The sequence below is a fragment of the Micromonospora sp. WMMD1102 genome (genome assembly GCF_029626265.1).
Taxonomy (GTDB): domain Bacteria; phylum Actinomycetota; class Actinomycetes; order Mycobacteriales; family Micromonosporaceae; genus Plantactinospora.
Genome location: NZ_JARUBN010000001.1, coordinates 6,407,519 through 6,425,927 on the forward strand (window position 1 = coordinate 6,407,519; position 18,409 = coordinate 6,425,927).

16 protein-coding genes are annotated in these 18,409 nt (G+C 71.4%); 9 read left to right on the top strand and 7 right to left on the bottom strand.

Annotation, left to right across the window (positions count from 1 at the left end; all coding sequences use genetic code 11):
• Positions 1 to 172: 172 nt before the first annotated feature.
• Positions 173 to 1,819 (bottom strand): chaperonin GroEL, encoded by a 1,647-nt coding sequence (gene groL / locus O7626_RS28760; protein ID WP_278064194.1) that lies wholly within the window; start codon positions 1,817 to 1,819, stop codon positions 173 to 175.
• Positions 1,820 to 1,900: 81 nt separating this feature from the next.
• Entirely contained in the window at positions 1,901 to 2,215 is a 315-nt protein-coding gene (gene groES, locus O7626_RS28765; protein ID WP_199187625.1) for a co-chaperone GroES, read from the bottom strand.
• A gap of 248 nt (positions 2,216 to 2,463) precedes the next feature.
• On the opposite strand from groES, the gene O7626_RS28770 reads away from it, so the two are divergent.
• From O7626_RS28770 to O7626_RS28800, 7 genes are all read left to right on the top strand, one after another.
• Positions 2,464 to 3,750, top strand: coding sequence for a methyltransferase domain-containing protein (locus O7626_RS28770; RefSeq protein ID WP_278064195.1), 1,287 nt, complete (start codon positions 2,464 to 2,466; stop codon positions 3,748 to 3,750).
• Positions 3,751 to 3,761: 11 nt separating this feature from the next.
• On the top strand, positions 3,762 to 4,241 hold the full coding sequence (gene ybaK / locus O7626_RS28775; RefSeq protein WP_278064196.1) for a Cys-tRNA(Pro) deacylase: 480 nt from the start codon (positions 3,762 to 3,764) through the stop codon (positions 4,239 to 4,241).
• A 410-nt stretch (positions 4,242 to 4,651) separates the two neighbouring features.
• On the top strand, positions 4,652 to 5,743 hold the full coding sequence (locus O7626_RS28780) for a substrate-binding domain-containing protein (RefSeq protein WP_278064197.1): 1,092 nt from the start codon (positions 4,652 to 4,654) through the stop codon (positions 5,741 to 5,743).
• Between the two features lie 166 nt (positions 5,744 to 5,909).
• Positions 5,910 to 6,737 carry an ATP-binding cassette domain-containing protein gene (locus O7626_RS28785; protein ID WP_278064198.1) on the top strand — a complete coding sequence of 276 codons (828 nt, stop codon included), beginning with the start codon at positions 5,910 to 5,912 and terminating at the stop codon, positions 6,735 to 6,737.
• Entirely contained in the window at positions 6,734 to 7,999 is a 1,266-nt protein-coding gene (locus O7626_RS28790; RefSeq protein ID WP_278064199.1) for an ABC transporter permease, read from the top strand. The genes O7626_RS28785 and O7626_RS28790 overlap by 4 nt, the downstream gene beginning before the upstream one ends.
• Positions 8,000 to 8,007: 8 nt before the next feature.
• Entirely contained in the window at positions 8,008 to 9,207 is a 1,200-nt protein-coding gene (locus tag O7626_RS28795) for an ROK family transcriptional regulator (RefSeq protein ID WP_278064200.1), read from the top strand.
• 21 nt (positions 9,208 to 9,228) lie between these two features.
• On the top strand, positions 9,229 to 9,534 hold the full coding sequence (locus tag O7626_RS28800; RefSeq protein WP_278064201.1) for a DUF1707 domain-containing protein: 306 nt from the start codon (positions 9,229 to 9,231) through the stop codon (positions 9,532 to 9,534).
• On the opposite strand, the gene O7626_RS28805 is transcribed toward O7626_RS28800, so the two are convergent.
• The 4 genes from O7626_RS28805 to O7626_RS28820 all read right to left on the bottom strand — a co-directional run bounded on the left by O7626_RS28805 (position 9,524) and on the right by O7626_RS28820 (position 15,295).
• Complete coding sequence (locus O7626_RS28805) at positions 9,524 to 10,858, bottom strand: MFS transporter (RefSeq protein ID WP_278064202.1); 1,335 nt, start codon at positions 10,856 to 10,858, stop codon at positions 9,524 to 9,526. The genes O7626_RS28800 and O7626_RS28805 overlap by 11 nt on opposite strands.
• Positions 10,858 to 11,484, bottom strand: coding sequence for a winged helix-turn-helix domain-containing protein (locus tag O7626_RS28810; protein WP_278064203.1), 627 nt, complete (start codon positions 11,482 to 11,484; stop codon positions 10,858 to 10,860). The genes O7626_RS28805 and O7626_RS28810 overlap by 1 nt, the downstream gene beginning before the upstream one ends.
• A 300-nt stretch (positions 11,485 to 11,784) precedes the next feature.
• The gene (locus O7626_RS28815; RefSeq protein WP_278064204.1) at positions 11,785 to 13,587 is read right to left on the bottom strand and encodes an ABC transporter ATP-binding protein; all 1,803 of its coding nucleotides are present in this window, start codon (positions 13,585 to 13,587) and stop codon (positions 11,785 to 11,787) included.
• 1 nt (position 13,588) lies between these two features.
• Positions 13,589 to 15,295: an ABC transporter ATP-binding protein gene (locus O7626_RS28820; RefSeq protein WP_278064205.1), complete on the bottom strand. Its 1,707-nt coding sequence runs from the start codon at positions 15,293 to 15,295 to the stop codon at positions 13,589 to 13,591.
• 231 nt (positions 15,296 to 15,526) lie between these two features.
• Between O7626_RS28820 and O7626_RS28825 the strand changes: the two genes are divergently transcribed.
• Positions 15,527 to 16,627 carry a helix-turn-helix transcriptional regulator gene (locus tag O7626_RS28825; RefSeq protein ID WP_278064206.1) on the top strand — a complete coding sequence of 367 codons (1,101 nt, stop codon included), beginning with the start codon at positions 15,527 to 15,529 and terminating at the stop codon, positions 16,625 to 16,627.
• Positions 16,628 to 17,042: 415 nt separating this feature from the next.
• Here O7626_RS28825 and O7626_RS28830 read toward each other — a convergent pair whose 3' ends face one another.
• The gene (locus tag O7626_RS28830; protein ID WP_278064207.1) at positions 17,043 to 17,378 is read right to left on the bottom strand and encodes a hypothetical protein; all 336 of its coding nucleotides are present in this window, start codon (positions 17,376 to 17,378) and stop codon (positions 17,043 to 17,045) included.
• 459 nt (positions 17,379 to 17,837) lie between these two features.
• On the opposite strand from O7626_RS28830, the gene O7626_RS28835 reads away from it, so the two are divergent.
• The gene (locus O7626_RS28835) at positions 17,838 to 18,395 is read left to right on the top strand and encodes a transposase family protein (protein ID WP_278064208.1); all 558 of its coding nucleotides are present in this window, start codon (positions 17,838 to 17,840) and stop codon (positions 18,393 to 18,395) included.
• Positions 18,396 to 18,409 lie beyond the last annotated feature (14 nt).

The following is an 18,409-nucleotide window of genomic DNA, read 5'->3' on the forward strand; positions in this document are numbered from 1 at the left end:
GTCGGGGGCGGCGCCGTCGGCTGGTCGGCACCGGGATCCGGAATCGTCTTCACCGGACCAAGTGTTGCCGGCCGTGGCCGGGACCGGAAGGCACGTCAGGGGTTCGTAATCCGTTCCGCCGGCCGGTCCGGGCTCACGGCCCGGACCGGTCGGCGGCCCGCCGAACGTCGGCTCAGAAGCCCGGACCGTGCTGGTGGCCGTGCCCGTGGCCGTGCCCGTGCCCACCGGCGGCGGCCGGCTCGGCCTTCTCCGGCTTCTCCACCACCAGGCTCTCGGTGGTAAGCAGCAGCCCGGCGATCGACGCCGCGTTGGTGACGGCGTTGCGGGTCACCTTCACCGGGTCGACGATGCCGGCCTTGGCCAGGTCCTTGTACTCGCCGGTGGCGGCGTCGAGGCCGGTGCCCCAGCCCTGCTCGGCGACCTTCTGCACGACCACGTAGCCGTCGTGCCCGGCGTTCTGGGCGATCCACCGCAGCGGCTCGACGAGCGCCTTGCGGACGATCGAGACGCCCACCTTCTCGTCGCCGGTCAGCCCGAGGTCACCGTCGAGCGCCGAGGAGATCTGCACCAGCGCGGCGCCGCCGCCCGGCACGGTGCCCTCCTCGACCGCGGCCTTGGTCGCGGCGATGGCGTCCTCGATGCGGTGCTTGCGCTCCTTCATCTCGACCTCGGTCGCCGCGCCGGCCTTGATCACCGCGATGCCGCCGGAGAGCTTGGCCAGCCGCTCCTGGAGCTTCTCCCGGTCCCAGTCGGAGTCGGAGGCCTCGATCTCCTTGCGGATCTGGGTGATCCGCTCGGTGACGTCGTTGTCCCGGCCCCGGCCGTCGATGATCGTGGTGTTGTCCTTGTCGACCACCACCCGGCGGGCGGTGCCGAGCACCTCGACGCCGACCGAGTCGAGCTTGTAGCCCAGCTCGGGGGCGACCACCTCGCCGCCGGTCAGGATCGCCATGTCCTGGAGCATCGCCTTGCGCCGGTCGCCGAAGCCGGGCGCCTTCACCGCGCAGACCTTGACGGTCTTGCGGATCGAGTTGACCACCAGGGTGGAGAGCGCCTGCCCCTCCACGTCCTCGGCGACGATCAGCAGCGGCTTGCCGCTCTGCAGGACCTTCTCCAGCAGCGGCAGCAGCTCCTCGATCGAGGAGATCTTCTGGGTGGTGATCAGGATGTACGCGTCCTCGAGCACCGCCTCCTGCGACTCCGTGTCGGTGACGAAGTTCGGCGAGACGAAGCCCTTGTCGAACTGGAGGCCCTCGGTGACCTCCAGCTCGGTGGCCAGGGTCGAGCCCTCCTCGACGGTGATCACACCGTCCCGGCCGACCTTCTCCATCGCCTCGGCGATCAGGTCGCCGATGGTGGCGTCCTGGGCCGAGATCGTCGCCACGTGCGCGACCGACTCCCGGCTGCCCACCTCGACGGCCTTCTCCAGCAGCGCCTCGGAGATCTTCGCGGCGGCCAGGTCGATGCCGCGCTTCAGCCCGGCCGGGCCGGCACCGGCGGCGACGTTGCGCAGGCCCTCCCGGACCATCGCCTGGGCCAGCACGGTGGCGGTGGTGGTCCCGTCGCCGGCGACGTCGTTGGTCTTGGTCGCCACCTCCTTGACCAGCTGCGCGCCGAGGTTCTCGTACGGGTTGGTGAGTTCGATCTCCTTGGCGATGGTCACGCCGTCGTTGGTGATCGTCGGGGCACCGAACTTCTTGTCCAGGACGACATTGCGCCCGCGCGGGCCGAGAGTGACCTTGACCGTGTCCGCGAGCGCGTTGACACCGTGCTCCAGCAGGTGCCGGGCGTCATCCGAGAAGCTCAGAATCTTCGCCATTGTGTTAACAGGGTCCCTTCACGCAGCGCTGCCCCGGCCCGGCAGGGCCGGTCCGGGGCAGCGTCACTGAAATCAGTCAGATCACTTCTCGATGACGGCGAGGACGTCGCGGGCGGAGAGCACCAGGTACTCCTCGCCGGCGTACTTGACCTCGGTGCCGCCGTACTTCGAGTAGATGACCGTGTCGCCGACCTTCACGTCAACCGGGATCCGGTTGCCGTCGTCGTCGAAGCGGCCGGGGCCGACAGCGAGGACGGTGCCCTCCTGCGGCTTCTCCTTGGCGGTGTCGGGAATCACGATGCCCGACGCCGTGGTCGTCTCAGCCTCGTTCGCCTGGACCAGGATCCGGTCCTCGAGCGGCTTGATCGCAACCTTGGTCGCGGTAGTCACGGGCATACCCTCCTGGGGTACTGGTTTCTGTGCTGGCCGGCGAGCCGACCAGCGTCAATCTGCCACATGCCACCGGGCGGGGCCGTCGTCGCGGGTGCCGGTCCGCCTGGCGTTCAACTCCCGGACAACCGCCCGGAAGCTGGCACCCTCGGTTTGAGAGTGCTAACCGCAGGTTATGCCGGTGGCTAGCACTCCGTCAAGGAGAGTGCCAACCCGACACGCCCTTTCCCTACCTCGGCCGGCACAATGCTGCGGTGGACCTGGAGCAGTTCGCCGCGCTGCGTACCCCGGAAGGGGGAACCGCGCTGGCCGCCGCCGCCGAGTTGGCCGGCGGCGACCCGCTGGCCGCGGCGGCGGCGCTGCGCGCGGCCGGGGTGCCGGCCGGGCTGGCCGCCGCCGCGCTGACCCAGGCCGGGCTGCGCCGCCGGGCGGCGGTCAAGTTCGGCCCGGAGGCCGCCGGGATGTTCTTCACCCGGGCCGGGCTGGAGCAGGCCACCCGGGCCGCCGTCGCCGCCCGCCGGGCCGCCCGGCTGCGCGCCGCCGGGGTCGGCACGCTCGTGGACCTCGGTTGCGGCCTCGGCGCCGACGCCATCGCCGCCGCCCGGGCCGGCATCCGGGTGTACGGCGTGGAGGCCGACCCGCTCACCGCGGCGATGGCCGCCGCGAACGCCGGGGCGGCCGGGGTGGCCGAGACCTTCACGGTCACGCTCGGCGACGCGACGCGGTTCGACCTCACCGCCGTGCAGGGGCGGCCGGTCGACGCGGTGTTCTGCGACCCGGCCCGGCGGCGGGCCGGCACCGGCCGGCGGATCTTCGACCCGGCCGCCTACTCGCCACCCTGGGACTTCCTGCTCGACCTGGTCGACCGGGTGCCCCGGACAGTCTTCAAGGTCGCCCCGGGGATCGAACACCGGCTGCTGCCGGCGGGTGCCGAGGGCGAGTGGGTGAGCGTCGACGGCGACCTGGTCGAGGCGACCGTCTGGTCCGGCCCGACCGACTCCGGCCCGCACGGCGCCAGCCCGACCAACTCCGGCCCGACCGACTCCGGCCCGCTCGGCACCGTGCCGCGCCGGGCCACCCTGCTGGTCGGGTCGGCGGTGCACGAACTCACCGGCGACGGCACCCGGCAGGCGCCGGTCGGCCCGCTCCGGCGCTACCTGTACGACCCGGACCCGGCGGTGGTCCGGTCCCACCTGGTCGCCGAGTTCGCCGGTACGGTCGACGGCACCCTCGCCGATCCCGAGATCGCGTACGTCTACGCCGACACCGCCCACCCCACCCCGTACGCCCGGTGCCTGGAGGTGGTCGAGGCGCTGCCGTTCTCGCTGAAACGGCTGCGCGCCCGGCTGCGGGAGCTGGGGGTCGGCCGGGCGGAGATCCTGAAGCGGGGCTCGGCGCTGGAGCCGGAGCGGCTCCGTCGCGACCTGCGGCTGGCCGGCGACGCGGCGACCAGTCTGGTGCTGACCCGGGTCGCCGGGGCGCCCACGGTGCTGCTCTGCCGTCCGCTGCCGGCCCCGGACCTGGCCACGTCGAGCGGGTAGGCTGCGCGGTCGTGGCGGGCAGGGGCACACCGGCGACCGCGCTGCTGACCCGGCAGCGGGTCGCGCACACCCTGCACCCGTACGACGTCGCGCCGGAGACGCCGAACTACGGTGCCGAGGTGGCGGCGGCGCTCGGCGTACCGCCGGAGCGGGTCTTCAAGTCGCTTGTCGCCACCGTCGACGGGGTGCTGACCGTGGCGGTGGTGCCGGTGACCGGGGAACTCGACCTCAAGGCACTGGCGGTGGCGGTGGGCGGCAAGCGGGCGACGCTCGCCGACCGGGCACTGGCCGAGCGGACCACCGGCTATGTCCGGGGCGGCATCAGCCCACTCGGACAGCGCAGGGCGTTGGCCACCGTGCTGGACGCCTCGGCCGAGCGCTTTCCCACCGTCTACGTCTCGGCCGGCCGCCGGGGGCTGCAACTCGAACTCGCTCCGGCCGACCTGATCCGGCTCACCTCCGCCAGCACCGCGCCGGTCGCCGCACCCTGACCCGACGGGTTCCGCACCTGACCCGACCGGCCCCACGCGCCGGCCCGACGGGCTCCGCACCGCGCTCCGCGCACCGGCCCGCCGGACCCGCAGCCGGGTCGCCATATTTCCGGCTTATTGCCACCGGCCGATGCCGGGATGTCCCTCACGTTGCTGAATTGTTATTCCCAGCAACAAACTCGTGGCCTCGGTGACCTTGCCCGAACGACTCTCCGCGAAATACGTTGCCGGACACAACAAAAGTGAGGCGGGGCGGTCGCCGCAGCCCACCTGACCGCCGCCGGGCCGGCACCCGGCGGAGACGCTCGGAGCAGCCCAACGGGGGGAGGCCACCGGGCAGCACGGCGACCCGTTCCGGTGTACCACCGCTGAACCCGAGACACCACACCCACCCCGAAAGGACCCGTGCAATGCGCAGAGGGATCCTCACCATCGCTGCCGTGGGGCTGCTGACCACGGGCGGGCTCGCCGCCTGCGGCGACGACTCCGGCGACGGCGGCGGTAGCACCGCCGAACCGATGATCGGCGTCATCCTCCCGGACAGCGCCTCGTCGGTCCGCTGGGAGACGGCGGACCGGAAGTACCTGGAGGAGGCGTTCAAGGCCGCCGGCGTGAAGTACAAGATCCAGAACGCCCAGGGCGACAAGGCGCAGTTCCAGACCCTCGCCGACCAGATGATGACCGAGGGCGTCAACGTCCTGATGATCGTCAACCTGGACTCCGGCACCGGCAAGGCGGTCCTGGACAAGGCCAAGAGCCAGGGCGTGCTCACCATCGACTACGACCGGCTGACCCTGGGCGGCTCGGCCGAGTACTACGTCAGCTTCGACAACGAGGCGGTCGGCAAGCTCCAGGGCGAGGGCCTGGTCAAGTGCCTGACCGACAAGGGTGCCAAGAACCCGGTCGTCGCCGAGCTGAACGGCTCGGAGACCGACAACAACGCCACCCTGTTCAAGAACGGCTACGACAGCATCCTCCAGCCCAAGTACGACGCCAAGGAGTACGTCAAGGGCCCGGACCAGTGGGTGCCCGCCTGGGACAACACCCAGGCCGGCACGATCTTCGAGCAGATGATGACCCAGCAGAACGGCAAGATCGACGGCGTACTGGCCGCGAACGACGGGCTGGGCAACGCGGTCATCTCCGTGCTCAAGCGGAACAAGCTCAACGGCAAGGTCCCGGTGACCGGCCAGGACGCCAGCGTGCAGGGTCTGCAGAACATCCTCGCCGGTGACCAGTGCATGACCGTCTACAAGGCGGTCAAGAAGGAGGCCGACGCCGCCGCCGAACTGGCGATCGCGCTGGCCAAGGGCGAGAAGAAGAGCGCACCCACCACGGTGAAGGACCCGGAGGGCAACCGGGACGTACCGTCGGTGCTGCTCGAGCCGAAGGCCATCTACAAGGAGAACGTCAAGGACGTCGTCGACGACGGCTACGTCAGCAAGGCGGAACTCTGCACGGGCGCCTTCGCCGCCGCCTGCGCCGAGGTCGGCCTGGGCTGACCCGAGTACGGCATTGGGCTCGACCGGCCCGCCGCGGACGCCGCCCGGTACGGAACCATCCGTGCCGGGCGGCGTCCGCGCCCCGTAGACGACTGGACCGGACCCGTGATCGGTGACCCCGCGATCGGCACCCGCACCCGGACACCCGCGTAAAGGAGACCAACCCGTGTCCGCGACACCCCTGCTGGAACTGCGCGGGATCGACAAGAGCTTCGGTCCCGTCCAGGTCCTCCACGACGTCGACCTCTCGGTCAACCCCGGTGAGGTGACCGCGCTGGTCGGCGACAACGGCGCCGGCAAGTCGACCCTCGTCAAGTGCGTCGCCGGGATCCACTCGGCCGACGGCGGCCAGATCCTCTTCGAGGGCCGGCCCGTACAGATCCACAATCCCCGGGACGCCGCCACTCTCGGCATCGAGGTCGTCTACCAGGACCTCGCACTCTGCGACAACCTCGACATCGTGCAGAACATGTTCCTCGGCCGGGAGAAGCGCAGCGGCCTCGTGCTGGACGAGCCGACGATGGAACAGATGGCCGCCGAGACCCTGGCCGGACTCTCCGTGCGGACCGTGAAGTCGCTGCGGCAGCACGTCTCCAGCCTCTCCGGCGGGCAGCGCCAGACCGTGGCGATCGCCAAGGCGGTGCTCTGGAACAGCCGGCTGGTGATCCTGGACGAGCCGACCGCCGCGCTCGGCGTGGCACAGACCGCCCAGGTGCTCGAACTGGTCCGGCGACTGGCCGACAACGGCCTCGCCGTCGTGCTCATCTCGCACAACATGAACGACATCTTCGCCGTCTCCGACCAGATCGCCATGCTCTATCTCGGCCAGATGGTCGCGCAGCTGCGCACCAGCGACGTCACGCACGCCCAGGTGGTCGAGCTGATCACCGCCGGACGCAGCGGCGGCCTCGGGCTGACCGCCGAGAACGGCAACGGCAACGGCAGGCACGACACCCCACCCACCGAGACGACGAGTGCAGGAGCCGACATATGAGCGCCGCCCCCACCACCACCGTGGTGCCGCCGGCCGAGGTGCCGGGCGCACCGGTGCCCACGGTGGGCAGCCACTTCCGGGACTACCTGGCCCGGGTACGCGGCGGCGACATGGGCGCGCTGCCCGCCGTCCTCGGCCTGATCGTGCTCTGCGCAGTCTTCACCGCGCTGCGCCCGAACTTCATGACCGAGGGCAACTTCGCCAACCTCTTCACCCAGGGCGCGGCGGTGATGCTGATCGCGATGGGGCTGGTCTTCGTCCTGCTGCTCGGCGAGATCGACCTCTCGGCCGGCTTCGCCAGCGGGGTCTGCGCGGCCGTACTCGCCCAGCTGGTCACCCTGCGGGGCTACCCCTGGTGGGTCGCGGTCGCCGCCGCACTCGTCACCGGCGTGGTGATCGGGCTGGTGCTCGGCTTCCTGGTGGCCAAGGTCGGCATCCCCTCCTTCGTGGTCACCCTCGCCGCCTTCCTCGCCTTCCAGGGCATCGTGCTGCTGCTGATCAAGGGCGGCACCAACGTCTCGGTCCGGGACGACGTGCTGGTGGCGATCGCCAACCGGAACATGCCGCCGTGGCTCGGCTGGGCACTGACCCTGCTCGGGGTGGCCGGCTACGCCGTCGTGCAACTGCTGCGGCACCGCAAGCGGAGCGGGCTCGGGCTGGTCACCGAACCGCTCGCCGTGGTGCTGATCCGGATCGGCGGGCTGGCGGTGATCGCCGGCACGGCGGTGTACCTGCTCAATCAGGAGCGCAGCCGCAACGCGCTCGTCTCGCTCAAGGGCGTACCCATCGTGGCTCCGATCATCGTGGTGCTGCTGGTCGCGCTCACCTTCGTACTGCAACGCACCGCTTACGGCCGGCACGTCTACGCGGTCGGCGGCAACCGGGAGGCGGCCCGCCGGGCCGGCATCAACGTGGACCGGATCCGGATCTCCGTCTTCGTGATCTGCTCCTCGATGGCGGCGATCGGCGGCATCGTGGCGGCCAGCCGGGCCACCTCGGTCGACGCCAACACCGGGGGCAGCAAGGTCCTGCTCTACGCGGTCGGCGCGGCGGTCATCGGCGGCACCAGCCTCTTCGGCGGCAAGGGCCGGATCGTGGACGCGGTGCTCGGCGGTGCGGTGATCGCGGTCATCGACAACGGCATGGGCCTGCTCGGCCGCAGCTCCGGCTTCACCTTCGTGGTGACCGGCCTGGTACTGCTGCTCGCGGCCAGTGTGGACGCGCTGTCCCGACGGCGGGCCGCCGCGACCGGTAACCGATAAGGGGCAGCATGCGCGCGGGGCCGAGCCAGGAGGAGATTCGCCGGCAGAATCTCGGCGCGCTGCTGCGGTACGTGCACATCCACGGCGCCACCTCCCGGGCGGAGCTGACCACCTCGCTCGGGCTCAACCGCAGCACCATCGGCGCGCTCACCGCCGAACTGGCCGCAGCCGGCCTGGTCAGCGAACGGGCACCCCGGGAGACCGGGCGGGCCGGACGGCCGTCGCTTGTCGTCCGGCCCGAGTCGGGGCGGGTCTTCGCGTACGCGTACAGCATCGAGGTGGACCGGTTGCGGGCCGCCCGGATCGGGCTCGGCGGAAAGGTGCTGGACCGTCGGCAGGCGGAGCGTCCGCCAGGATTGTCCGCTGTGGAGTGTTTGCCGCTGCTGGCCGGGTTCGTCAAGGAGATGCACCAGGCGGTGCCGGACGGCTCGGTCTACGTCGGCAGCGGCGTGGCGGTCTGCGGCCGGTTGCGCCGCTCGGAGGAGGCGGCACACCTCCGGCCGGCGAGCACCGCCTGGGCCGGCAGCGGCGAGTTGGACAGGCCGCTGGCCGAGGCGCTCGGCGAGCTGCTGCCGCAGGAGCGGCCGGTGCTGGTCAGCAACGCCGCCGACGCGAGCGCGGTCGCCGAGCACGCCCGGGGCGCCGCCAGCGGCCACGACGACGTCGTCTACCTGCACCGGGACGTCGGGGTCGACGCCGGGATCATCGTCGGTGGGCGGCGGCTGACCGGGCAGGGCGGGTACGCCGGCGAGGTCGGGCACATGGTGGTGAACCCCGGCGGCAGGCCCTGCGACTGCGGCTCGTACGGCTGCTGGGAGACCGAGATCGGCGAGTACGCGATGCTCCAGGCCGCCGGCCGGAGTGACGCCGCCGGCCGGGAGGCCGCGCTGCGGGTGGTCGACGCCGCCGCCCGGGGGGACGCGAACGCCCAGGCCGCGATCCGGCAGGTCGGCGACTGGCTCGGTTTCGGCGTGGCGAACCTGGTCAACATCTTCAACCCCGGTGTGGTCATCTTCGGCGGCACCCTCCGGGACGTCTACCTCGCGGCGGCGGCCCGGGTGCGCAGCCGGCTCAACTCGCTGGCCCTTCCCACCCCGCGCGAGCAGGTGCGGCTGCGCACCCCGCAGCTCGGCGAGGACGCCGCGCTTGTCGGCGCCGCCGAACTGGCCTTCGAGCACCTGCTCGCCGACCCCCTCGACGCGGGCTGAGGCGGGCGTACGCTGTCCGGCGTGGACGGGGAACTGCGCGCCTCCGACGTCGACCGGCAACGGGTCGTCGCCGACCTGCAACGGCACACCGAGCAGGGGCGGTTGAGCCTGGACGAGTTCTCCGAGCGGGTCGGCGCGGTCTGGTCCGCGCGTACCCTCGGCGAGCTGGCCACCGTCGTCCGGGACCTGCCGGCGGCGCCGGAGACCGCCGCCGGGTCGGCCGGTGCCGGCGGCGGCGCCGGAAGCCGGCGGGAACTGCTTGTCGTCTTCGCGGTGGCCGTGGCCACCCTGCTGCTGCTGGCGGTCTTCATGGCGGTCACCCGCTGACCGGCGCCGCCGCCGGCGCCGGCTCGGCCGTGGCCGGCGGGGCCGGTGGCCGGTCGAGTTCGCGCCAGACCGGCATCACGAACGGCAGCAGCGTCACCAGCAGGTACGCCGTCCCGAAGACCAGGCAGGCCACCGGCAGCCGCAGCTCCTGCACGGCCAGCCCGGCGAGCAGCCCGCCCAGCGGGATGCCGGCCCAGGCCGCCGCGTGCACCAGCCCGAGCACCCGGGCCCGGAGCTGCTGCGGGATCCGCTCGAAGCTGACCGCGCCGAGGATCGGGTTGACCGCCGCGATGGAGACCCCGGCGACGAACGAGACCAGATAGACCGCCCAGAGCCGGTCCAGCACGGCGAGGGCGACGAACCGGGGCGCCCCGGCGAGCAGGAAGCCGACGGCGAAGACGGCGAACCGGGGCACCCGGTCGGCCACGAGCGTGAAGACCACGTTGCCGAGTACCGCACCCAGCGCGAAACTCGCGCTGAGCAGGCCGAGCGCGGTCGGCGACCGGACCACCTCGCTGGCCCAGACCGGCGCGAGCACCGAGGTGTACGCCGCGTCGGCCAGGTTGGTGACCAGCAGCATCAGCACGATGCCGTGTACGAGTCGGTCCCGCCGCAGATAGCGCAGACCGGCCCGGAGCGCGACCAGGTAGGGCTCCCGCTCCGGTGTCGGGGACGGCGGGGCGGACTCCGTCGCGGCTGCGGTGCCGGGGAGCGTCTTCGGCACGGTGAGGGCCAGCAGCACCGCCCCGGCCAGGAAGGTCCCCGCGTCGAGGAGCAGCACCAGCGGGGCGTCGAGTACGGCGATCAGCAGCCCGGCCAGCGGCGCACCGAGCAGCGTGCCGAGCCGGCTGAGCCCGTCGTGGATGCTCGTCGCCCGGGTGATCGACATGTCCGCCGCCGCCACCGTCTCCGGGAACACCACCCGCTTGGCGGTGTCGCCGAACCCGCGCAGCAGCCCGACGACCGCGACCAGGCCGACGAGCGTGCCGAAGGAGAGCCGGTCGGCCAGGTGCAGCAGCGGGACGCCGGCCAGCGCCGCCGCGCTGCCGACGTCGGCCAGCACGCTGGTGCGGCGGGCGCCGATCCGGTCGATCAGCGGCCCGCCGAGCGCGCAGGCGAGCACGTACGGCAGCATCTCGCCGAACGCGACCACCCCGGTCCGGGCGGCGCTGCCGGTGATTACCAGGGTGAACCAGGGCAGTGCGACCATGCTCATCCGGCTGCCGACCAGGGAGATCCACTCGGCGACCAGCAGCCCGACCAGTGGCCGACGCTCCCGGCCCGTCAGTCCGCTCCCGCCGACTGGCCGGCGCTCCCGGTCCATCAGGCCGCTCCCGCCGACTTGCCGCCGCTCTCCGGTGGCGTGCCCGCCCCCGGGCTGTCGTCGCCGGTCCGGACGAAGGACATCAGCTGCGCCTGCACCATGAACGGCTCGGCGTCCTCCGGCGCCGTCACGCCCGGCTCGTCCCGCCGGTAGCGGCCGACCAGGTCGTGCAGGCCGGCGGAGAACTCCCGCGCCTCGGCCGGGGTGAGCCGGAGCTGCCAGTTGCTCAGGGTGGACACGTCACTCCACTCCTCCGGCAGCCGGGGCAGCTCGTTCAGCCACCGGTCGACCCGCTCGGCGTAGAGCGCGGCGACGGCGCGCAGGTACGTCTCGACCTCCGGCAGCGCGTCCCGGCCCACCTCGCGGTCCAGCCGGGTGTTCCGGTGCACGGCCCGCCACCACCGCTCCCGGCCGGCGCCACGCCCCGACTCCTCGACCACGAAGCCGTACTGAGCGAGTTGTCGCAGGTGGTAGCTGGTGGCACCGGTCGACTGGCCGAGCCGTTCGGCGAGCAGGGTGGCGGTGGCGGGACCGTGCTCGCGCAGCGCGTTGAGCATCCGCACCCGCAGCGGGTGGGCGAGGCCGCGCAGCGAGGTGGCACTCAGCCGAACTTCATCCCTAGACATGTTTGCAACGCTAGTCTTGCAAAGCTTCCTTTGCAAGACTGGACGGGTCCGAGGTGACGCCCCGCCCGGCCAGAGGCTTCCGCCCGGCCGGAGGCTCCGCCGGCCGGGCCAGGTTCGTTGCGGAGACTGTCGAGCTGGGTGCACAGACGGGGCACGGGCAGCGCGGAGATTGGGTGGGGCTAGCTGGGTGTCAGACGGGGCAGCTCGACAGTCTGCACGTCGGACTACCTGTCAGCCGGGCGGTCAGAACGCTGACGGTCGGAGCGTCGGGGAGTCAGCTCCGGTCGGAGCGCCCGGGGGTCAGCTCCGGTCGCCGTGCCAGGAACGCCAGAGCGCCGCGTAGGAGCCGCCGGCGGCCACCAGCTCGGCGTGCGGGCCCAGCTCGGTGATCCGGCCGTCCTCCACCACCGCCACCCGGTCCGCGTCGTGCGCCGAGTGCAGCCGGTGCGCGATCGCGATCACCGTACGGCCGCGCAGCACGGCGGCGAGCGAGCGCTCCAGGTGCCGGGCGGCCCGAGGATCGAGCAGCGAGGTGGCCTCGTCGAGTACCAGGGTGTGCGGATCGGCGAGGACCAGCCGGGCCAGCGCGAGCTGCTGCGCCTGGGCGGCCGAGAGCGGATGGCCCCCCGAGCCGACCCGGGTCTCCAGCCCGTCCGGAAGCTGCTCCGCCCAGTCCAGTGCGTCGACGGCGGCGAGCGCGGAGCGTACCCGCTCGTCGGTGGCGTCCGGCCGGACCATGCTGACGTTGTCGCGCAGCGTACCCAGGAAGACGTGGTGTTCCTGGGTGACCAGCGCGACCTCGGTGCGCAGCTCGGCCAGCGGCAGGTCGGCAAGCGGGACGCCGCCGACGGTGACCGCACCCTGCCGGGGCCGGTGGATCCCGGCGAGCAGCCGGCCGAGGGTGGACTTGCCGGCGCCGGACGGGCCGACCATCGCCAGCCGCTCCCCCGGGCGCAGCGCGAGGGTCACGCCGTGCAGCACGTCCCGCCCCGGCTGGTATGCGTACCGGACGTCCCGGGCGACGAGCCGCCGGTCGGCCGGACGGGACACCGCCGCCTCGCCGGCCGATCCGGACGCCGGCACACCGTCGGCCGGCGCCTCGCCGGCCGGTGCGTCGTCGGGTCGGCGGGCCACTCCGAGCAGCCGGGCCAGGGATGCGCCGCCGACCTGCACCTCGTCCAGCCAGGAGAGTAGCCGGTCGACCGGGTCCATCAACTGCTGCACGTAGAGGGTGGCCGCGGTCGCCTCGCCCAGCGACACCCAACCCTCGACATAGAACCAGCCGCCGCAGACCAGGGTCGCCACGACCGGCAGCACGTAACCCGTCTCGGCCAGCGGGAAATAGACGGTACGCAGGAACATCGTGTACCGCTCCGCCGCGTACGACCGGGCGATGTCGGCGTCGGTGCGGGCCCGGCGCCGGGCCTGCTGCCGGAGCGCCTCGGTGGTCCGCGACCCCTCCACCGTCTCGCTGATCCCGTCGGTGATGTCGGAGTAGGCGGCGTTCTCGGCGAGGTAGCCGGGGGTGGCCCGGCGCAGGTACCAGCGGGTGGAGACGGCCAGGATCGGCACCGCGACCAGGGCGGGCAACAGCAGCAGCGGGCTGGTCAGCAGGATCGCGCCGACCACCGCCAGCACCGTCAGCACGGCGATCAGTGTCTCCGGCACCGCGAACCGGACCGACCTGGACAGCGCCGAGACGTCCCGGCTGCTCCGGGTCAGCAGGTCACCGGTGCCGGCCCGCTCCACGGTGGGCAGCGGGATGGCCAGGATCCGGTCGACGAACTCCTCGCGCAGCTCGGCGAGGACCCGCTCGCCGAGCCGGGCCGAGGCGAAGTGCGCGAACCGGATCAGCACCGCCTGGGCCAGCACGAAACCGGCGATCGCCAGCGCCACCCGGTCGACCGTCACCGTGCTGGTGCCCGCCGAGATCGCCTCGACCAGGTCGCCGAGCAGCCGGGGCGCGGCCAGCCCGGTGACCGCGGCCAGCGCGTGCAGTCCGAGCGCCCCGGCCAGCGCCCGGGGGTGCCGGCGGAGCATGCTGCGGGCGTACCGGCGCACCTGTGCGGCGTCGGCGACCGGCAGTGCGGGACGCTCGCTCATCTCACTCCCCCTCGGCCCGGCTGACCACCGCGGCGTAGCGCGGCTCGGTGTCGAGCAGCTCCCGGTGCGTACCCTCGGCCACCGCCTTGCCGTCGGAGACGAAGACCACGTGGTCGGCCCGGTCCAGCAGCAGTGGGCTGGTGGTGCAGACCACTGTGGTCCGGCCGCGCCGGGCCGGGCCGAGCCGCTCGGCGATCCGGGCCTCGGTGTGCGCGTCCACCGCGCTTGTCGGCTCGACCAGGATCAGGATCTCCGGGTCGGCGACCAGGGCCCGGACCAGCCGGAGTCGCTGCTGTTGGCCGCCGGAGAACTCCCGGCCCCGCTCGGCGACCCGGCCGGCGAGCCCGCCCGGCAGCGCCGCCACGATGTCCGTGGCGCTGGCCGCCGCCAGCGCCGCCGCCAAACTGCCGTCGTCGGCCCGGTCGTGCGGGTCCAGCTCCGTCCGGAGCGGGCCGGAGAAGAGCCGTGCGTCGTTGTCGGCGACCAGGATCCGGCGCCGGACCGTGGCCACCGCGAGCCTCCGCAGGGGTACGCCGCACAGCGTCGCCTCGCTGTCGACGTACCGGCCGAGCCGGTCGGCGACGGCGACCGCCTCCTCCGGCGCGGCAGCGGCGATCGCGGTCAGCCGGCCGGGCCGCACCGTCACCCCGGACTCGACGTCGACCAGCTCGCCGGGGCCCGCCGGCAACTCGACCGGGTGCTCCGGGTCGGTGATGTCCGGCCGCAGGTCGAGCATGCCCACCACCCGGCGGGCCGAGACGTGCCCCCGGGTGATGTGGTCGATCAGCTCGGTCAGCATCCGCAGTGGACCGACCAGGAACACGGTGTAGCCGTAGAACGAGACGAGCTGCCCGACGCTGATCTCGCCGCGCAGGGCGAACCGGGCGCCGAGCCAGGTCACCAGCACCAGGAAGATGCCGGGCATCAGGACCTGGGTCGCCTCCAGCAGCGCCTCCACCCGGGCCACCCGTACCCCGCCGTGCCGCAGCGCCTGCGACTCCGCCCGGTAGCGGGCCGAGAAGACCGACTCGCCGCCGACCCCGCGCAGTACCCGCAGCCCGGCGACGATGTCGCTGGCCCGGGTGGTCAGGGTCGCCTGCTGGTCCCGGTACGCCTCCTGCCGGCGGTGCAGCGGCCGGATCAGTACGGCGACCACCGCCATCAGCAGCGGTACGCCGAGCACCACCACCAGGCCGAGCGGCAGCGAGGTGGCGAGCAGGATCCCGGTGATGGTGAGCACCGCGAAGATCGAACCGGTGCCCCGGGAGAGGATGTCGAGCGCCCCGCCGATGTGGTTGATGTCGGCGGTGCCGATGCTCACCACCTCGCCGTTGGCGAGCCGCTTCGGCAGGGTGGCGCCGAGCCGGTTGGCGTGGTCGACGGTGAGCTGCACCGTCCGGTACGCCCCGGCCAGCCAGTTGAAGGTGGCGAACCGGTGCCGGACGATCCCGACGACCGCCTGCCCGACACCGAGGGCGAACAGCACCCCGCCCCAGCGCAGCAGCGCGTCGGTGTCCCGGGCCACCAGGCCGGCGTCGATCGCCCGGCCCAGCACGGCCGGCATCAGCGCCTGGCCGACGAAGGAGACGACGGCCAGCCCCATCCCCCAGGCGAGGGTGGGCCAGATCCGGGCGGCTAGCCAGAGCAGGAACCTGATCGCCGAACGCCGGTCGGGCACGCCGGGATCGGCGACAGGTAAGGAGCGCACCCGGCGACGCTATGAGACCAATCGCCACGATCGCCACGGGTTTTCCGGGTCCTGGCCGCCTCATGATCGCCGACGTACGGGCTCGGAATCGCGAGCAGTCGCGGCTGGAATCCGCCGACAAAAGTGCCTAGCGTCGATAAGTTGAATCGATTGGCCGCTATTTCGAATGGTGATCGGCCGACCGTTTCACCCTGAACGGTTCTCCGTATCAAACTGAAACAGGGGGATGACATGACCGACAGCGGATCATCGGTGCCACGCCGCCAACTCGGACGGCACCTATGCATCGCGCGCGAGCAGGCGGGGCTCGGCCTGGAGGCCGCCTCCCAGGAGTTGGAGGTCTCCAGGACGACCATGTACCGGATAGAGAGCGGCGGCACTTCCGTCCGCAAGGCCGACGTCCTCGCCATGTGCACCACGTACGGGGTGTCGAACGAGATGACCGAGGCGCTCATCGGCCTGGCGACCCAGACCAAGGCAGCAGGCTGGTGGCACTCCTACGGCGACGCCATCCCCTCCTGGTTCGAGCTGTACGTCGGCCTGGAAGCCGCCGCCTCCCGCCTCCGCCACTGGGAGCCGGCCTCGTTCCCCGGACTCCTTCAGACCAGGGAGTACGCGACTCACCTCCTGCGCTCCCAGCCGGACCTTCCGGAATCGGAAATCGAGCGCCGGGTGGAGGTCCGGATGGAGCGCCAACAGATCCTTCTTCGGAGGAAGCCCGCGCCACCGCGGTTGGAAGTCATCCTCGACGAGGTGGTGCTGCGTCGTCGGACACCCGGGATGGCTCGTCAGCTCACTCATCTGCACTCGATGATGACGAGCAGCGAGACGACGGACATCCGGGTGCTGCCGTTGGCCACGCAGCCGAACTGGGCTGTGGCCGGCAGCAACTTCGTCATCCTCGACTTCCCACCGACCGGCCTACGCACGCCGGAGCCGACCACGATCTACAGCGAGTCACTGACGGGAGCCACGGATGGACCAGCTGCCGGCGGTGTCAGCTGGAGGCCACCGCCAGGTGTCGCCAACCTTGACCATCCCGGTGTTGTCTGTCAGCAACTGCCGAGCGGTGGTCATCGACTTGTTGATCCGCTCGCAGTACTCGATCGTTGCCATGACGGCAGCTCCCAGCATCCCGAGCACCACTGCGGCGGTGGCAGCGGCATCGACTGGTGCGGCGGGAGCCGTCACCACACCGAGCGCGAGCCCGACGGCACTGATCAGGCCGGCGACAAATGCCAGGAACGCTGTCACCAGGGCGGCCCAGAACGCAACGACGCCCCCAGGCAAGATCGACCAGTATATTCTGGATCTTTTCCACCATCGGCTTGATCGTCTCGATGGCATCCGATTGCGCGTCCGCGGAGTCCCCATACGCCGACGCGGCCGAACCTGACCATTGATTGTCGGCCTTCATCCCGTACGCGGACACCATTTGGTGCAGGTCGCTGACCGGAGCACCAACGTCTGTGTTCCAGTAGCCGCCGATTCGGGTCAACGCGGGCGGGACGCCTGGCTCGCTGATGAACTCCTGAATCTCGTCGAAAACCTGGTCCTTAAGCCCGAGGAATTTGTCCCAGGACCGCCTGATCGCCGCGTCCCCGATGCCGGGCGGCATCCAACGGAGCGCTTGTGTCAGCCGGTCTACCAACTCGACGGTCAACTGTTGGACTCGTTCGATCGCCTCGTTGATTTGACTGATCAGCTGCTCAAAGTCCCGCTCGCCAGGGCCCAGCTCCCACGGCTGTCATGTGTCGCTCCAGGTCTGCTCGATACGCACGACCGCGCCTTGGTCGGTGCGATCGTAGTTGTCCAGAGCGGTACGCAGCGCCTCCTCCATGTCCCGCATGGTCTTGGCTCCGTCGGCCAACAGCTTGACGACGAACTCCTGCAACTCCGCGTACTTAGCGCCTACGCCCTGTTGGTTCGGCAAATATCCGATGTGGAAGCCGGTGAGCATCAAGGAGGCGGCGCGCGTCGCGGCCGTGTCCATCACGCTGGCGGCCTCCGCCCATTTCCCCGCGTCCCTCACGAGGGTTTCACGTGCCATCTTGATCTGGCCGGCATCCGGTTGAGGATGCAACTCAGGTCCTCCTCACAGTCGGCGCCTCGTCAGTGAGGTGATCTCAACAAGGATCCGGGCTCAGGTTGGGATGACACGGGCATCGCGTCCATAACGGATGGTCCAGAGACAGAGCGTGGGGCCCTCGGTAGACAGGTTCTTGCGACGGAATCTGATCTACCAGGAAGGACCCCACGTGATTGCCTATCGTGCCATCCTCGACGTCCCCAAGGAACTCGTGCAGTACTTGGCGCGGCTGCTCCGCGCCGAGCGTCGCGCGGTCGGCACTCGACCGGGTACCCGCGCTCTGACCTGCTTCTACCAAGCACTCCTGGTGCTGGTGTGGTTCCGCAAGGTGAGGACAAGACCATCCTTGGGGCCGGGTTCGGAGTGTCGAGAGCAACCGCCTACCGGTACGTCGCCGAGGCCATACGCGTCCTGGCGACGCAGACCCCGACCCTGCACGACGCCCTGCGACGAGTGGCCGCCGACGGCTGGTCACACGTGATCCTCGACGGGAAGCTGTTCAACACCGACCGGCTCGCAGAGACGACCACCAGTGTGAAAGGCGAGACGATCGACGCCTGGTACTCCGGGAAACACCGCGACTTCGGCGCGAACATCCAGGCCGTGATCCGCCCGGACGGACTGCCGATCTGGACCTCCGATGCGATGCCCGGACACCTACACGACCTGACCTGCGCCCACCACCTCGACGTCACCGGCGCCCTGTACTGGGCGGCATCGCAACTCCACCTTCCGACCCTTGCCGACTCCGGCTACGAAGGCGCTGGCCAGGGCATCCACACCCCGTACAAGCAACCCGCCGACAGCCGCCGCCTGGCTCCGGACAACCGGGCCTACAACACCATGCTTCGATCCATGCGATGCCTCGGAGAACGCGGCTTCGCGATCCTCACCGGCCGATGGCGAACGCTACGACACACCACCGCCAGCCCTCGCGGCATCGGCGACATCGTCCGCGCCGCCCTTCACCTCACCCACGTCGAATACCGATACCTACCGGATTCTTGCTGAGATCACGTCAGTAT

Bases quoted from the DNA above. Each gene is read 5' to 3' on its own strand.
- groL (WP_278064194.1), bottom strand. From the start codon at position 1,819: ATGGCGAAGATTCTGAGCTTCTCGGATGACGCCCGGCACCTGCTGGAG.
- groES (WP_199187625.1), bottom strand. From the start codon at position 2,215: ATGCCCGTGACTACCGCGACCAAGGTTGCGATCAAGCCGCTCGAGGAC.
- O7626_RS28780 (WP_278064197.1), top strand. From the start codon at position 4,652: ATGCGCAGAGGGATCCTCACCATCGCTGCCGTGGGGCTGCTGACCACG.
- O7626_RS28790 (WP_278064199.1), top strand. From the start codon at position 6,734: ATGAGCGCCGCCCCCACCACCACCGTGGTGCCGCCGGCCGAGGTGCCG.
- O7626_RS28795 (WP_278064200.1), top strand. From the start codon at position 8,008: ATGCGCGCGGGGCCGAGCCAGGAGGAGATTCGCCGGCAGAATCTCGGC.
- O7626_RS28805 (WP_278064202.1), bottom strand. From the start codon at position 10,858: ATGGACCGGGAGCGCCGGCCAGTCGGCGGGAGCGGACTGACGGGCCGG.
- O7626_RS28810 (WP_278064203.1), bottom strand. From the start codon at position 11,484: ATGTCTAGGGATGAAGTTCGGCTGAGTGCCACCTCGCTGCGCGGCCTC.
- O7626_RS28815 (WP_278064204.1), bottom strand. From the start codon at position 13,587: ATGAGCGAGCGTCCCGCACTGCCGGTCGCCGACGCCGCACAGGTGCGC.
- O7626_RS28825 (WP_278064206.1), top strand. From the start codon at position 15,527: ATGACCGACAGCGGATCATCGGTGCCACGCCGCCAACTCGGACGGCAC.